Source organism: Pseudodesulfovibrio cashew (assembly GCF_009762795.1).
In the GTDB taxonomy this organism is placed as follows: Bacteria; Desulfobacterota; Desulfovibrionia; order Desulfovibrionales; family Desulfovibrionaceae; genus Pseudodesulfovibrio; species Pseudodesulfovibrio cashew.
Genome location: NZ_CP046400.1, coordinates 1251815 through 1263737, shown reverse-complemented (window position 1 = coordinate 1263737; position 11923 = coordinate 1251815). Strand labels below are relative to the sequence as shown.

Sequence of the window (11923 nt, the reverse complement as noted above, 5' to 3'; positions counted from 1 at the left end):
TTAGCAACCGATGCACCGTTGCCGCCCGGCGGCTAACGGCCTTTTATCGCACCTATTGGAGAAACAATGGAAAAAATTCGCGTAGAAAACCTCTATAAAATTTTCGGCCCCAAGCCGAAATTGGGCCTGTCCATGCTCCGGAAAGGACTCGACAAGTCCGAAGTGCTCGAGAAAACGGGCATGACTGTCGGCGTTGACAACGCCTCCTTTTCTATCGAGTCCGGTGAAATTTTCGTTATCATGGGCCTCTCCGGTTCCGGAAAGTCGACCATGGTCCGCATGCTCAACCGACTCATCGAACCCACGGCTGGCAAAGTCCTGGTCAACGGCGAGGACGTCACCGCCATGTCGCCGCAGGAACTGGTCAAATTCCGACTGCACAACATGAGCATGGTCTTTCAGTCCTTCGCCCTCATGCCGCACCAGACAGTACTCAACAACGCGGCCTTCGGCCTGGAATTGGCAGGCATAGACAAGACCACACGCTATGAACGGGCGAGGGAAGCCCTGGCCCAGGTCGGCCTGGCGGGATGGGAGGACCAGTATCCGTCCCAGCTCTCCGGCGGCATGCGGCAACGCGTGGGCCTGGCCAGAGGACTGGCCGTGGACCCGGAAATCCTGCTCATGGACGAAGCGTTCTCCGCGCTGGACCCGCTCATCCGGACGGAAATGCAGGATGAACTGCTCAAGCTCCAGGAGGAGCACCAGCGAACCATCGTCTTCATCTCCCACGATCTGGATGAAGCCCTGCGCATAGGCGACCGCATCGCCATCATGGAAGGCGGCAAGGTCGTCCAGGTGGGCACCCCGGACGAAATCCTCCAGAATCCGGCCAACGACTATGTTCGCGCATTTTTCCGCGGCGTGGACCCCACGGGCGTCATCTCCGCAGGAGACATCGCCCGCGACACTCACCCGACCATCGTCCTGTCCAAGGAGGGCAGCCTCCGCACCGCTCATGAAATCCTGAGCGGCAGCGAGCGGGAGCACGGATACGTGCTCGACACCAGACGCCACTTCCTCGGCATCGTGTCCTCCGAGGGCATCCGCAACGGTCTGGAAGCCAACGTGCCCGACAAGCCGCTGAGCCAGGCCTTCCTGCCCGAGGTCTCGCCGGTGAAGGCAGACGATTCCATGCAGGACATCCTGCCCTTGGTCGCCTCGGCCACCTGGCCCGTGCCGGTGGTGGACGAAAACAACGTCTACAGGGGAGTGGTTTCCAAAAACAGATTCCTGCACACCCTGCACAAGGCGGAAACAAACCTGGAAATCGACGGGGGTGAAGAATAATGTTTGAAGAAGCGATCATTCCTCTGGATCAATGGGTTTCCGCTGGAGTCGACTGGCTGGTGGATTACCACCGGGAATTTTTCCAGACCCTCAAGTGGCCGGTGGAGCAGTTGCTCAACGGCTTTGAACACGGGCTCAACGCCCTGCACCCGGGCATTATCATTGCTGTGGTCTGCCTGGCCGCATGGCGTTTTTCCGGCAAGCGACTGGCCGTCTTCTCTCTGGCCGCCATGCTCCTGGTAGGCTTCCTCGGGCTCTGGGAAGAGACCATGATCACCTTGGCCATGGTCCTGTCCTCAGTGGTCATCTGCACCCTGTTCGGCGTGCCGCTTGGCATCCTGTCCGGCCGAAGCGATCGCTTCGAGGCAGGCCTCAGGCCCGTGCTCGACGCCATGCAGACCACCCCTGCCTTCGTTTATCTCGTGCCCATCGTCATGCTCTTTTCCGTGGGCAACGTGGCAGGCGTTCTGGCCACCATCATCTTCGCCCTGCCGCCCATCATCCGCCTTACAGGCTTGGGCATTCGCCAGGTGCACCCCGAACTGGTGGAGGCGGCGCAGGCCTTCGGCGCCACCCGCTGGCAGGTGCTCGTCAAGGTTCAGATCCCGCTGGCCATGCCGACCATCCTCGCCGGACTCAACCAGACCATCATGATGGCCCTGTCCATGGTCGTCATCGCCGCGCTCATCGGCGCGGGCGGACTCGGCTCACCGGTTATCCTCGGCCTGAACACCCTGGACATCGGGCGTGCCGTGGTAGGCGGCGTGGGCATCGTGCTCATGGCCATCGTCCTGGACCGCATCACGCAATCCATGGCCCAAAAGAAATAGTCCGAAAAAAGACAAAAGAATATCCTAGGAGGTAGTATGAAACTGCTGAAAATCGTGCTGGCCGCCCTGTGCGCGGTCATGATCGCGTCCACCGCGTTTGCCCTGGACATGAAACCCGGCGAAGGCGTCACCCTGCGCCCGGCTCGAGCCACCTGGAACACCGGCTTCTTCCAGGAAGCTCTGGCCCGCCGCGGCCTGGAGGAACTGGGCTACGAAGTCAAGGCTCCAAAAAACCTGCAAAACCCCATCGCCTACAAGTCCATCTACCTTGGCGACATCGACTACTGGTGCAACGGCAACTTCCCGCTGCACAATCCGCAACTGCCCAAGAACTTTGAAAAGAGGGCCGTGATTCTCGACCCGATCATCAAGGCCGGCGGCATGCAGGGCTACCTTGTATCCAAGAAGGCCGTTGAAGAATTCAACATCAAATCCCTGAATGACTTCAAGCGCCCCGAAGTGAAAAAGGCGTTCGATCTCAACGGCGACGGCAAGGCCGACCTCACCGCCTGCCCTCCGGGCTGGGGCTGCGAAAAGGTTATCTCCAAGCACATGAAGGTGTATGACCTCGCCGGGGACATCAACCCGATCAAGGCTTCCTACGAGGCGGGCATGGCTTCCGCCATCGGCGCCTACAAATCCGGCAAACCGATCTTCTTCTACACCTGGACCCCGAACTGGACCGTGTTCAAGCTGAAGCCCGGCCAGGACGTCATGTGGATCAACGTCCCCGAGGAAGGCGACGACCAGGGCACCGTCTCCGGCGTCAAGGGCGCGGTATCCGACCCCCTGCGCAACGGCTTCATGGTCTATGACATCACTGTCGTGGCCAACAAGAAGTTCCTTGAGAAAAACCCGGCGGCAGCCACCTTCCTCAAGAACTTCAAACTCACCATCGGCGACGTATCCGCCCAGAATACCCGCATGAACGAAGGCGAAAAGTCCGACAAGGACATCGCCAAGCATGTCGACGAATGGATAGCCAAGAACAAGGCGACATGGGACGGCTGGCTCGAAGCAGCCCGCCAGGCCGCCGAGTAGCATCGACCAATACGTACGCAAGGAGCGCCCGCCGGGCGCTCCTCTTTTATGTCCGCCATGCTCTGCCCTTCGGCATGGGCTGCCCCCGGCACGGAAGCTGGATGCGGCGCGGACTCACCATAACCAAGGAGAGAGTATGAAACGTCTTGCAATCCTCATTCTGTGTCTTGCCATCACAGCGACAAGCGCCTTCGCCATGGACATGAAGCCCGGCAAGGGCGTCACTGTCCAGCCCGCCCGAGCTACCTGGAACACCGGCTTTTTCCAGGAGGCCCTCATCAACAAGGGGCTGACCGAACTCGGTTACGACGTCAAAAAACCCAAAGATTTACAAAATCCCATCTTTTACAAGTCAGTCGTCCTGGGCGACGTGGACTACTGGGCCAACGGCTGGTTCCCCATGCACAACGAACAGCTGCCCAAGAACTTCGACCAGAAGGCGCAGAAGATCGGCTACGTTGCCAAGGCAGGCGGCCTCCAGGGCTACCTCGTCTCCAAGCGCGACGTGGAAAAATACAACATCAAGTCCCTGGACGACTTCAAGCGTCCCGAAGTCATGAAGGCTTTCGACTCCAACGGCGACGGCAAGGCCGAGCTGACCGCATGCCCCCCTGGCTGGGCCTGCGAAAAGGTCATCTCCCACCACATGAAAGCATACGGCCTCGAGGGTTCCATCAATCCGGTCAAGGCCTCCTATGAGGCCGGAATGGCCTCCGCCCTGGGCTCCTACAAGTCCGGCAAGCCTGTCTTCTTCTATACCTGGACCCCCAACTGGACGGTGTTCAAGTTCAAGCCCGGCAAGGACGTCATGTGGATCAACGTGCCCGAAATCATCCCCAATGAAGCCCAGACCGGCAGCGAAGACCGCATGGTCGCAAATGACGTGGTCGGCGCAGTGAGCAACCCGCTCAAGGCCGGTTTTGTGATCTCGGACATCCGCGTCGTGGCCAACAAGAAGTTCCTGGCCGACAATCCCGCCGCAGCCAAGTTCCTTGAGATTTTCACCCTGCCCCTGGTCGACATCAGCGAGCAGAACACTCGCATGAACGAAGGCGAAAAGTCCGACAAGGACATCGCCAAGCATGCCGACGAATGGATCGCCAAGAACAAGGCCACTTGGGACGGCTGGCTCAAAGCCGCCCGCGAAGCCGCTGAATAGAGAACACCATCACAACGCGCCCAAGGCCCCGGACTCCCTCCGGGGCCTTTTTTTTGAGGACGGAGCGGAACGGGATTTGTCTTGGCCCGTTCGAAGGGAATGATATGGGCCATGGCAACGAGGGAAAGCAACGAGAGGCCATCCGGGGATTGCCGGAGGGATACAGCGTTGGGAATCGAGAGGGAGAGGCGGGTTAAATCATGTCCGCGCCGCTCAGGACGGCCACGAATCGCTTGAAGACGCTCATGTCCAGACCGTCACGCATGCTGTGGCGCATGAGCGTCAGGGCCTCGTAAGGGTCCATGGCCTCGGCGTAGGGCCGGGTCGAAGTCAGGGCGTCATAGACGTCGACCATGGTGATGATGCGCACGGGCAGGGGGATGTTATCGGCCTTGAGCCCGGCGGGATAGCCGGTGCCGTCGAGCTTCTCGTGGTGGAACAGAATGCAGTTGACGGAATTCTGGGTCAGGGGAAGGTGGGCGCACATGGAGACCCCGTGCACGGGATGCTCCTTGATGATCTCCCGCTCGCCCTGAGTCAGTGAGCCGCGCTTGTTGAGGATGCTGTGGGGGATCTTGGTCTTGCCCACGTCATGCAGCAGCGCTCCCAGGCTGCACTCGAAGACTTCGCCCGGAGTCATGTCGTAGACGTGAAACAGCGCCACCGAACAGATGAACACGTGCATGCAGTGCGTATACGTCTTGTAGTCGTGTGAAATGAACGGCGCCACCGAGGACAGGGAATTGTCCGAGGCCAGAAACTTTATGGAATTCTTGACGATGTCGGTGATGCGATTGAAGTGCCTGGCGCGCAGGGCGCTGGGCAGCTTGCGGTCGAAGACGTCCTGCATGACCACGGTGGACGCCTCGTAGAAAATCTTGGATCGGACGGCGATGGGCAGGGTTTCGTCCTGCAGGATCTTGCCCAGGTGTTTTTCGATGTACTGCTCGTACTGAAGCTTTTCGGAGCCCTGAACGTACACTTCCTGCACGTCATTGCGGTGCAGGACCTGGCGGTGTCGTAGCGTGAACTTCTGACCCGCTTTGGTGTAGAGGACGAAGTCCCCTCCCTGCCAGAGGTAGACGGCAAAATCCCCAAACGCCTCCGGGAACAGCATTACCGGAGAAACGGGAAAATAGGATACCGGTCGTGCGGCCCGGGTTTTCACATCCATTGTCGAGCCATATATTATATGCAAACGGAATGCTAGCAAAATTCGGGATATTTTCTAGAAAAGCAGTAGTTTCAAATAGTTCGATTGTAAGGTATAGGTTAATTGACACACTATTTTGCTTCATTTTACGCAATAAGTACTATGCATTGGATGAATGCATAGCGCAACTGCAACAGACGCATTCAATACCTGGAAGAGCTTTGACGAAACACGCTCAGGGCTGTCTGCTGGCATAGAGCCTGGCCACTGCGGCCTGGATGTCGTCCATCTCCAAGGGCTTTGCAATGTAGTCATCGATCCCCTTGGCCAGGAAGTGCTCGCGGTCTCCGCTCATGGCGTGGGCAGTCATGGCGATGATCCAAATGTCCGGATTGATGTCCGAGCCCGGTTCCGAGGCCCGGATGCGTCGGGTCAGCTCCAACCCGTCCATGCCGGGCATTTGAATGTCCGTAAAGACCGCATCGAAGTGGGACTCCCGCAACTTCTCCAGGGCCTCGTTCCCGTCCTTGGCGGATTCCTCGGTGTGCCCGAGCTTGCCGATCATCCTGATGGCGAGCAACCGGTTGATCCGGTTGTCCTCGACCACCAGAAAATGCATCGAGTCCTGGCGCCCGCTCGCGTTGTACAGACAACAGGAGCGTTCGGCCCCAGCCGGGTCCAGATCGAAAGTCAGGGTCAGATAGACGGTGGTCCCCTCTCCCTCCATGGTGTCCACGCTCAGATAACCGCCCATGAGCGAGGCCAGTCGCCTGACGATGCCCAGCCCCAGCCCGGAACCCTGGTGCTGGCGCACGGAAGAACCGTCCACCTGGGTAAAGGGTTCGAAGACATGACTGATCATATCGTCCGGAATGCCGATGCCCGTATCGGCGACGCTCACCAACATGCGAACCTTTCCCGCCTCATGATCAATATTCATGGGAAGCATGGAAACGGTAATCTTGCCTTTTTCGGTGAATTTGACGCTATTGCCCACCAGGTTGAAAAGAATCTGCCGCAGCCGCCCCTTGCCGCCCACCACAAGGTCCGGCAGGTTGCTCGACAGGTCGGCCTCCAGGGTGATGTGCTTGTCGCTTGCGTCGTGCCGGAAGGTGGCGATCACGTCGCGCACCAAATGCCTGGGGGAAAACGGCTCGCAGGCGATCTCCAGGCGTCCGGCTTCGATCTTCGTCAGATCGAGGATGTCGTTGATGATGGACAGCAGAGACCTCCCGGAGGCCAATGCAGTGTCCACATAATCCCGCTGCTCCCTGGAAAGAGGCGTGGTTTTGGCCAGCTGGAGCATGCCCAGGACGCCGTTGAGGGGAGTTCGCACCTCATGGCTCATGTTGGCCAGGAACTCGTTCTTGGTCAGGTTGGCGGCCTCGGCCAGCTCCTTGGCCGAAAGCAGATCCCGTTCGTTGGCCCTGCGCTCGATGGCCAACGCCACCTGCTCGGCAACGGACACCAGCAATTCCACGTCCCTGGCGGAATACTGCTCCGGATCGTCATACGACTGCACGGCCAAGACCCCGATACCCTCGCCCTTGACCTTGATGGGGACGCCCAGCCAGTCCTTGGACGAGGAGCCAAACATGGAGCCCTCCGCCGCCCCTTTGCGACGCAGCAACTCGTTCCTGGCAACGCACTCGATCTTGATGGAAGCGTCGTCCAGGCATCTACGGCTCATGGCAACCGAGTGGTCAACGTCCTTGACCAGCAATGGCCGCCCCAGCCTAAGCACCTCCACGGACAGGCTCGTCACCTCGTCATCCCAGGTGTCGAACACCACGCCCTTGCAATTATCCATGGCGTCTTCGAAATACGGGAACTCGAGAAAACGCCTGGACTTGTCCAGCTCGGCGATGAAAAAGTTCTCGGCGTTGATAATATCGCACAGAATCGAGTGGATACGCTTGTAAAGTTCATCCAGGCAGGGGGTCGTGCTCACCGCGTTGGACACACGGTAGAGAGTGAACGCCACGGTCTCGTTGTACTTGCGTTCGGAGATGTCGGTAATGGAGGCGATGGACTCCTTGCCGTCCGGCATCTGGGAGACCAGGCTGCACGCGTCACGAACCTCGCCGTCATGGCTGACGAATCGGAACTCGTATTCGGTCACCGCGCCGCACCCGGCCCGCAGACGCTTCTGCCGCTGACCCAGAAGCCGCTCCCTGTCTTCCTCGGCCACGTAGTCGATCCAATCCAGCCGACCTTCAATCTCTTCCCGGTCCTGGCCGTAGAGCTCGGCAAAACGCTGGTTGGCCTTGACCACCAAGCCTTTCTCGTTGATGAGCACGGTAGCGGCCCCGGTGAATTCGAAAACCGCCCGGTATCGTTCCTCGGTCTCCCGCCGCCTTGCCTCGGCCTTAAGCCGCGGACTGATGTCGCGGACCACGGCCACGTACCGGCAGGGACGGGCATTACCCCGCTGGGGGAGAGCCGAGATGGCCGTCTCCGTAGGAATCGACTCGCCATTGATATCCACGAAGGACCAGACGCCGAACCAGGAGCCAAGGGACTTCAAGGCGGGCATGACCATCGACCGGAACTCCTGTCCGGCCTCATCCGGGAACAGCTTGGTCAAACCCAGCCTCTTCTTGCCGGATACGCCAATGAACCTGGCCGTGGCCGCCGTATTCATGTCCAGGATGTTCAAATCTTCGTCAAAAAGAAGGATGGGATCGAGGGAGCTCTCGAAAATGGCCTGGAAGTACTCCCGGGTCTGCATGATCCTGGCCTCGGCTTCGGCCGATTCGGTGATATCCCTTGAGACAGTGGCAACGTGTGTGATTTCCTCCTTCTTCCTGCCATACGGATACATGAACACTTCGTAATACCGTGTCTCCTGGCCGGGGAAGGCGAACCATGCCCGATAGACTACCGTGCGACCCGTGAGGCACAGGTCGAAATGGTGTCGGATATTTTGTTCGAAATTTTTCTCGCCCCAGATCTCCACCATGTTCCGTCCGAGGATATCCTTGTCCGTTCCCCAGGTCTGATCCAGATACGCCCTGTTGACCGCTTCGTAGACATAGTCGCGGTTGGCCAGGGTCATGCTGTCATGGGAGGCGTTGGCGATGAACTTGAATTTCCGGAGGGCGTCCACCAGCTCCATGCGGGCGGAAATGTCGATGAATGAAACATAGGCAACCCTGCGTCCATCCAGACTCATGAGAGAAGCCGAGGCCTGTACCCAGAAGACGGAACCGTCCTTCCGGCAGAGCTCCAGCTCGACTTCCTTGAGGTGCCCGTCCCGAAGCAGGCGGCCTCTCACATCCCCGTGTACGTTGGCCTCGTCGAAAAAGGTTCGCGCCCGCAACCCCTCGGCTTCGCCGGGGGCCACCCCGAGCTGTTCTGCGGCCGCGTGGTTGGCGAAGACACAACGCCCGTTCTCCAGGTTCACGATGACCACAGGCTGGGGGGAGACCTCCAGCATGGTTCGGAAACGGTCCTCGGCCAGTTTCCGCTCCCGCACTTCGGCCTCAAGCTCCGCCTTCTGCCTGCGCAGAAAGGCGGCCCGCTCGAATCCCTTGACCAAGGCCTGATCAAGCTCCGCCATCATGCCTTCACCCTTGGCCACGATGTCCCAGGCACCCTGGCGCATGGACCTGACGGCGTCCTTCAGCTCCCCGCCCTCGGAAAGGGCGATCAGGGGCAGTTCCGGCCCCCGCTCCGCCAGCTCGGCCACCACGGCGACCCCGCTCATCCCGGACAGCCGCAAGGCGACAAGCACGACGTCGGGCTTGTCCAAGGTGAATGCTTCGACCCCATCCGTGCCGTTGTCCGCTTCAGTAACCCTGTAACCGCGACGGATCATTTCTGAAACCAGAATCGAACGAAATGACGGGCTGTCGTCGATGATGAGCAAATGTGGCTGCCGCAAAAAGCTTATCCTCCTGATCGCTACCGGACATTCTATGTTTTAAACAAAGGAAAAGCAATCTTCCAATGCCTTCGCCATCATACCGGGAACACAGACAAGGCGTGCCTTGCCAGGGATTGCGGAACCGGGTAAACCTGCGACATCGACAACATCCAGCAGGAGAAAAAACATGCGCCGCTTCGCAATCGCCCCGGCCCTCGCCCTGATCCTCGGCCTGATCCTGATGACGCTTCCTGCCCGGGCGCAACGCCCCGTCTTTGCGGCCAATCTTGATTTCGCGCCCTATTCCATGCTTGTCGACGGCGTCCCCGCCGGCATCGACGTCGACGTCATCAATGAAGCGGCCCTCCGTGCCGGACTGGACCTGGACATCCGGCTTGTGCCCTGGGACGAACTCGTCTCCATGGTCAAGAACGGTCAATGCGACGGCGGCCTCTCGTTTTTCCAGTCGCCCGAACGCCTGAAATACTCCCTGTTCATGGAGGCCGTCCCCCTCCACGTAAGCAATTACGTGCTGTTCACCAAGGTGGGCGACAAGTTTCCCTTCCAGGATTACGCCGACCTCAAGGGCAAGGTCATCGGTCGTGCCAGCGGTACCGACCTCGGACCTGATTTCGCCGCCGCCGAAGCCGCTGCGATCATGACCGTCAAGGACTACCCCGATCTGGCCGCCGCCCTGCGCGGCCTGCTCCTGGGTGAAATCGACGCATACGCAGGCAACATCGACGTCACCTACTACCGGCTCAAGGACATGGGCCTGACCAGTTCCGTGGTCTACCTGCCCAAAAAAATCCTGGCCAATAAGCCCGCCTACCTGGTCATGTCGCGGGCCTCGGCGCTGAAAGACAAGGAACTGCTGCTCCAGCAGCTGGAACTTGCCCTGGACAAGATGCGCAAGGACGGGACGTACAACCGCATCGCCCGCAAATACCTGCTTCGCTTCTAGGCGTCACGCTCGGACCGGGGGGCGCTTTCATCCAACCGCCCCCGGAACGGCATGCCACCGTAACATGACCATGGCATTCCCCTGTATAAGGAGGAAAGCCATGTGTAATGCCATTCCCATCGCCGCAGTTCTGCTTCTGCTCCTGGTTGCGGGTACGCTTTGCCGCTGCCTGCGCCCTTCCAGCCCCAACGCCGAGTTGCTCGCCACGCTTCTGGACGAGCCCGAACCCGCCGAGGGGAAATCCGGGAGACAACACAACGCCGAAACGACCGTCCGCCAAAGCCCGGCAACCGCCTGAGGCGTCTGCGCCCTCTCCGGCTGACGCGCTCAAAGGCCACGCCAACGGCGTACCGCCGCCAAGTCAAACGGTGATGTCTACAATGGATCTGTCTTGCTAGAAAAAGGCGCTCATCAACGAATCGATCTGATGGCGGTACTGTCCCACGGCCTCGGCCAGGAAGGGATCGGGCTCCAGGCCCAGCAGGTCCCAGGCACCCTCTTCGATGCCCGGAAGAACGTACATGCCCCCTTCGGCGATCTCCACCGCATTGGCGATGTTGTCGGCCACATGAATGATGGCGGGTTCAAGGGGGTTGGGATACTGCAACGGAGTGTGGTGGAAGTTGATCATGTCGGATATTCCCGTCGGAAACTGCCAGGCGGCCAGGAGCGAGACGCTGATGTCCGTATGAATGAACCCGATGACCGAACGCTCCGCCTCCACCAGGGGAATGGAATTTTCACGGGCAAACAGCATGGCTTCGGTGGAGGCGTATGGCAGCTTCTTGAACAGGATCAGGCGGCCCACGTCGTGCAGCAGGCCGCCGATGAAGAACCGTTCCGGGGACAGGCCGGTCTGTGTCTCGGCCAGGAGCTTGGCGAAGATGCCGCATGCCAGGGAATGCCGCCAGAAGGTGCGCATGTCCACCAGCTCGGGCGGAATATCCTTGAAATAATTGATGGCGGAGAGCCCCAGGGCCAGTGTGGACAACTCACGACCGCCGACCAGGGCCACGGCGCGGCTGATGGTATCCACGGACTGGGAAAACCCGTACAGGGGCGAGTTGACCAGCTTGAGCAGCTTGGCGGACAGGTTCATGTCCGTGCTGACCACCTTGGCGATGCGCTCGGCCGAGGCGGACTCGTCCTCCAGCACCTCGCGGATGCGAAAATAGATGTCCGGGAAGCTGGACAGCTCGGTCTCGTGCTTGGCGATGGTTTCCGGCGTGCCCATGCCCGTGATGAAGATGTCTTCAAGGTGCTCCACGTTGGTGGCACGCCTGGCATCCAGGTCGGGCAGAGCCCAACCCGAGGCCACGGCCCGGGCGGTGATCTCCAGGACCACATGAAACAACTCGATGGCCGGGGAAAAATCAGGATTTACGTAGAGGAAGAAGTCACGAACGTAGTCCTCGATATCACGCAGGGTCTCGTCGCTGAGCGATGCCTCCTCTTCGGTCACGTCGACTTCGGCCACGCCCACCCGATCGAGCAGCGCCAAATGGCGCTCCTCCAGCTCGGTCCCGGCGGTGAAGAGCAGCCTTCCGTCTTCGGCCCTGAGGTCGGAAGCCAGGGCCATGCCCGGAGTCAATTCGCTAAGCGGTTTGATAGCCAAAAC

Annotated in this window: 9 protein-coding genes; 6 read left to right on the top strand and 3 right to left on the bottom strand. The window is 59.8% G+C overall.

The annotated features are described in order from the left end of the window. The first annotated feature begins 66 nt into the window (after positions 1-66). From proV to proX (GM415_RS05555), 4 genes are all read left to right on the top strand, one after another. Positions 67-1290: a glycine betaine/L-proline ABC transporter ATP-binding protein ProV gene (proV, locus tag GM415_RS05570; RefSeq protein ID WP_158946833.1), complete on the top strand. Its 1224-nt coding sequence runs from the start codon at positions 67-69 to the stop codon at positions 1288-1290. Continuing rightward, on the top strand, positions 1290-2120 hold the full coding sequence (locus GM415_RS05565; RefSeq protein ID WP_158946832.1) for an ABC transporter permease: 831 nt from the start codon (positions 1290-1292) through the stop codon (positions 2118-2120). The genes proV and GM415_RS05565 overlap by 1 nt, the downstream gene beginning before the upstream one ends. A gap of 36 nt (positions 2121-2156) precedes the next feature. Continuing rightward, positions 2157-3161, top strand: coding sequence for a glycine betaine/L-proline ABC transporter substrate-binding protein ProX (gene proX, locus GM415_RS05560; RefSeq protein ID WP_158946831.1), 1005 nt, complete (start codon positions 2157-2159; stop codon positions 3159-3161). Positions 3162-3297: 136 nt separating this feature from the next. Then, positions 3298-4320 (top strand): glycine betaine/L-proline ABC transporter substrate-binding protein ProX, encoded by a 1023-nt coding sequence (gene proX, locus GM415_RS05555; RefSeq protein ID WP_158946830.1) that lies wholly within the window; start codon positions 3298-3300, stop codon positions 4318-4320. 193 nt (positions 4321-4513) lie between these two features. Here the strand turns inward: proX (GM415_RS05555) and GM415_RS05550 are convergent, their stop codons facing one another. Together GM415_RS05550 and GM415_RS05545 are read right to left on the bottom strand one after the other, a co-directional pair. After that, entirely contained in the window at positions 4514-5494 is a 981-nt protein-coding gene (locus tag GM415_RS05550; protein WP_158946829.1) for an HD-GYP domain-containing protein, read from the bottom strand. Positions 5495-5708: 214 nt separating this feature from the next. Further along, entirely contained in the window at positions 5709-9344 is a 3636-nt protein-coding gene (locus GM415_RS05545; RefSeq protein WP_277872939.1) for a PAS domain S-box protein, read from the bottom strand. Positions 9345-9528: 184 nt separating this feature from the next. Between GM415_RS05545 and GM415_RS05540 the strand changes: the two genes are divergently transcribed. Then, on the top strand, positions 9529-10305 hold the full coding sequence (locus tag GM415_RS05540) for a substrate-binding periplasmic protein (RefSeq protein ID WP_158946827.1): 777 nt from the start codon (positions 9529-9531) through the stop codon (positions 10303-10305). Between the two features lie 100 nt (positions 10306-10405). After that, positions 10406-10603, top strand: a complete 198-nt coding sequence (locus tag GM415_RS05535; RefSeq protein ID WP_158946826.1) for a hypothetical protein — start codon at positions 10406-10408, stop codon at positions 10601-10603. A 96-nt stretch (positions 10604-10699) separates the two neighbouring features. Here GM415_RS05535 and GM415_RS05530 read toward each other — a convergent pair whose 3' ends face one another. After that, on the bottom strand, positions 10700-11920 hold the full coding sequence (locus GM415_RS05530) for an HDOD domain-containing protein (RefSeq protein WP_158946825.1): 1221 nt from the start codon (positions 11918-11920) through the stop codon (positions 10700-10702). Positions 11921-11923 lie beyond the last annotated feature (3 nt).

Coding starts and splice junctions, on each gene's coding strand:
- proV (WP_158946833.1), top strand. CDS start 67: ATGGAAAAAATTCGCGTAGAAAACCTCTATAAAATTTTCGGCCCCAAG.
- GM415_RS05565 (WP_158946832.1), top strand. CDS start 1,290: ATGTTTGAAGAAGCGATCATTCCTCTGGATCAATGGGTTTCCGCTGGA.
- proX (WP_158946831.1), top strand. CDS start 2,157: ATGAAACTGCTGAAAATCGTGCTGGCCGCCCTGTGCGCGGTCATGATC.
- proX (WP_158946830.1), top strand. CDS start 3,298: ATGAAACGTCTTGCAATCCTCATTCTGTGTCTTGCCATCACAGCGACA.
- GM415_RS05550 (WP_158946829.1), bottom strand. CDS start 5,494: ATGGATGTGAAAACCCGGGCCGCACGACCGGTATCCTATTTTCCCGTT.
- GM415_RS05540 (WP_158946827.1), top strand. CDS start 9,529: ATGCGCCGCTTCGCAATCGCCCCGGCCCTCGCCCTGATCCTCGGCCTG.
- GM415_RS05535 (WP_158946826.1), top strand. CDS start 10,406: ATGTGTAATGCCATTCCCATCGCCGCAGTTCTGCTTCTGCTCCTGGTT.